This window comes from Marinobacter sp. OP 3.4, assembly GCF_036224885.1.
Classification (GTDB): Bacteria; Pseudomonadota; Gammaproteobacteria; order Pseudomonadales; family Oleiphilaceae; genus Marinobacter.
In genome coordinates this window covers 1-3,790 of record NZ_JAVVLT010000071.1, presented here as the reverse complement: position 1 = coordinate 3,790, position 3,790 = coordinate 1, and the positions used below count along the sequence as shown (strand labels likewise).

Genomic DNA, 3,790 nt, shown 5'->3' with positions numbered 1-3,790 from the left:
TCATGGCAACACGATACTCGATCAGGGAGTGTTGCACTTAGTTATTGAGCGCGCGACCTGTACATTCGTTACATGGGATTTGGCTCAGCTGCAACCGTGACTATCGGTAAACAGAAAGAGCCATTCGGCCTGGAAGAATTAACGAGCTCAAAAGACATCTCAGCGCTTGAGCGATCTGCCATGACCGAGCGTTATGCCCCCGGTCGCAGCGGCGGCATCCAGCTCAGCGGCAAAGGCAGCAACTGGACCTACGGTATCGGCTACTTCGAGGCAGGCGGCAATGGCAGCGACGATTTCAATAACACGGCAGTAACCGCACGGGGCACGGTTGCACCGATTCAAACGAACAATATGGTTGTTCATCTTGGTGCGGGTTATACCACGCGTGATGCCGACACTCAGGCCGATGAGGTCGATACGTTTAATCTGGAGCTCGCCGGCGCTTCCGGGCCCTTCCATGCCCAGGCCGAATATTTCGATTCCGAGGAAGGCCAGGTGGATGTTGATGGTTATTACGTACAGCTTGGCTGGATCATCACCGGCGAAAGCCGTCCTTACAAAGCCGGAGCATTCAAGCGGGTAAAACCGGCATCACCCAAAGGGGCCTGGGAAGTTGTTGCCCGCTTTGAGGATGGTGACGGAAAATACAGTGATGTGGGGCTGGCCACGACCGACGGTGAGCAAACAACACTGGGCGTTAACTATTACGCCAACAAGAATGTTCGACTTGGAATGAGCTACATGGATGGCGAAGAAGCCAATGGCGCTAGCGGAGATGAAGTGCGTGCGAGGTTACAATATGCGTTTTGACCGCATGGCGGGTTCTTGAATAAGCTTACCACTTGATTAGGGCACTGGTACGGGAAACATTGCGATCAAAAAACAATCGGAAAATTCAGTTAGAGTTCAGTTTAGCTTGATATAGTTCTTGCGAGTTAATGAAGTACTCAGGTTTTTAGGGCAGATATTCATCTGCCCATTTTTTTGTCTGCCCCGCTCTGAATAGAGCTCATCTGAAGTTTCTGGGTACATAGCTATCTGGCAATAATCAATTCCTGAAAAAGGGGCGCACCGACGCGCACGTGGAGTCGTCTGGCAGTCTGTCGGGATTAGGTTGTTAGGTCTCTCATAGCCAGAAAACCCCGGCTGGAAACCAGGGCTATGACAGAGAGGGAATGCAAAGGCGAACTCGCCGCCGATCAGTTGGCCTTGGGTTGTTGATCAGAAATTAACGCTGATCCCCAGCGAAGCGGTACGTGGCATGTTTGGCCTGGCGCCATCGGGCAAACGTGAAACAATTTGCTGTTCATCGAACAGGTTGTCCACTTTCAGGAAGACATCGGCACTGGCGGTCAGCGCGTAACGGCTGATGAAGTCGACCAGGAACAGGGATTCGGTCTCGTCCAGTTCGGTGGCCGTGTTGTTGCATCCCGCGCTCACACACATCTCATCGACGTAGGTAGTCACCAGATAGTTGTCCCAGCCGCTCTGGTGCTCCATGCCGACCCGCAGGCTCATCTGGTTTTCCGGAACGTCTTTGAGCTGCTCGCCTTTTTTCAGGCCAGAGGCAGCATTGTCCTTGCTGATTTCCGCCTGGGTAAAGGTGTAGGTAAGGCTGACCGGAAGGTAGAAGTCGCCCGCCTCGGTGCCGGTCTGGAGCTGGAATTCCGCACCGGCAATTTCAGCCTCGCCGGTTACGAAACTGCCAGAAGTGGCGTCATTGCTGCACGGCGAGCCCACTGAACAGTTTTCAGCCTTGTTGGAGAAATCGCTGTAGAAGCCGATCATTTCCGCGAAGAACGCATTGCCAAAGTAGCGGACGCCGGCTTCCCAGTTCTTGCTGGTTTCCGGTTCTTCGTTTGCCCTGGCACCACCTCCGAGAGGGGAGAAACCCCGGTGCACACCGCCCAGAACCTGCCAGCTTTGGGACAGGTCGTAGGTAAAGGAAGCGCCGGGCAGGAGTTCAGCGCTGTCATTGGTGCGGGTGCTGTCGACCGTTGTGCGGCCGGGATCAGCGTACTGGGTGCGGCTGGTTTTCACATCCTCGTAGCGTAGCGCAAGGTTGATGCTGAGTTTGTCCGTCGCCTGCCACATGTCGAGTGCCCAGAAGCTCAGGGCTTCGCCGGTCTCGAAGCGATTATTGCTGCCCGTTGGGGCCACGCTGTTCTGGAACACGAGGGAGCCATTGATCTGGTCGTAAACATCTACTGGCTGGAAGCGATCCATTTCATCTTCGTGGGTGCGGGCACCGAAATCGAACTCATGGTTGCCAATGTTTACATCAAAGTTTGTCTGAACGCCCTGGGAGACGTACTCCCTGGCGTTGTTCTTGTAATTCAGGCCGCTGGTGTCAACGGTACCGTCGAGAATACCCTGGGCATTGGCGTCACCGGCGTTTGCCTGGTCGATGATGTTTCCGGCGCCACTGAGCTTGTACCAATTGCGTTTGAAGTCGTTGCGATAGAGGGTTGTGGTGCTGCTTACATTGTCGCTCCACTCGAACTGATGAGTCAGGCTGACACCGGAGTGAGTATTATCCATCTGGTCGGGACTGGAAAGCCCGTAGCGCCGGTTGGGGTCCTGGTTGAAGTCCGCATCCGTCAGTCCGACATAGGTCGAGTTGGAGGTTTCCTCGGAATACTGCAGCTTGGCGGTTACGCTCTGGCGCTCTCCCTGCCAGCGCAGTTTGCCGACATAGTCTTCGATATCAAAGCCGGTATCGCGGTTACTGCGGTCAATCTCCTTGAAGCCTTTCGCGGAGCGCTGGATGGTCTCAAGCAGGTAGCCCCAGTCGCCGGCCGTGTCACCGTAGGTTACATGAACGTCGGTGGAGCCGCGGTCGTTGGTGACGGTCTCAATATACCCCTGCCGCTGATCGGGAATGGGTGTGGAAATCAGGTTGACGACACCACCGGTGGTTTGCGGGCCATAGCGCAGCAGCGGGGCACCCTTGAGCACTTCCAGCGAGGACATGCGCTTCAGCGTCGGGAAATAATAGGCGGCCGGGTTAGAATAGGGGGCCGGCGCGATCAGAATGCCATCTTCCATCAGGGTAACATTGCTGCTTCGCTCGGCCGTGGCACCGCGAATGCCAATGTTAGGGCGCAGGCCCTGACCTTCCTCTTCCCGTACATACACGCCCGGGACGGTTTTCAATACCTGGTTGATGTCGGCCTCAACCTCGGTTTTCAACTGCTGATCGCCAACTACATAGCCTGACCCCGGCAGAGTTTGGGCTGCAGACGCATCGCCAATGATTTCCAGGGCTTCAAGGGTCTGGGGCTGGTCATCGCCAGCGGCAGAGCCCATGGCTGGGGCCAGGCTGATCGCCACAGCCAGTGATAGTTGGGAAGGTCTAAACATACGGTTGTTCTCCGTTATCATTGAATTTTCCGGATGCAAGTGATAATGATTAGCATTACATTTCGAAACTTTATGGTTTTGTAACTATTAAGTCAATAGCCAATTCTTATGGGTCGAAACGTGTCAACAGGCTGAAAACCGTCAACTCCCGCTTTTCCTTTATCGACCGAGAGGATTGTTCAGATAGCTTGCGGGTATGCCGATGCTAATGACGTCAACACCCTGCGCCATGGCCCGGTGTTCAAGCCGGACGCCGAGTGAAACCGCTTGAGGCAGAGTAGGGTCTGGCCAGCGCGCCGGCCTTCTCAGCCCTGGAGAATGCTGTGAGTGCCTAGGGTGTGCGGGTAATTCTATAAACTAGAGGCTGCCGGGTGTCAATGGCCATTTATTTTGACCCACCTTTGGCCAATAAAATTGACCCACCTTT

General features: G+C 54.8%; 2 protein-coding genes. One reads left to right on the top strand and one right to left on the bottom strand.

The genetic code is table 11. From position 1 onward, the window contains the following. The first annotated feature begins 57 nt into the window (after positions 1-57). Positions 58-810 (top strand): OprO/OprP family phosphate-selective porin, encoded by a 753-nt coding sequence (locus RO069_RS12575; protein WP_282451096.1) that lies wholly within the window; start codon positions 58-60, stop codon positions 808-810. Positions 811-1,221: 411 nt separating this feature from the next. Here the strand turns inward: RO069_RS12575 and RO069_RS12570 are convergent, their stop codons facing one another. Further along, complete coding sequence (locus RO069_RS12570; protein WP_248185832.1) at positions 1,222-3,363, bottom strand: TonB-dependent receptor family protein; 2,142 nt, start codon at positions 3,361-3,363, stop codon at positions 1,222-1,224. Between the last annotated feature and the right edge of the window lie 427 nt (positions 3,364-3,790).

Coding starts and splice junctions, on each gene's coding strand:
- RO069_RS12570 (WP_248185832.1), bottom strand. CDS start 3,363: ATGTTTAGACCTTCCCAACTATCACTGGCTGTGGCGATCAGCCTGGCC.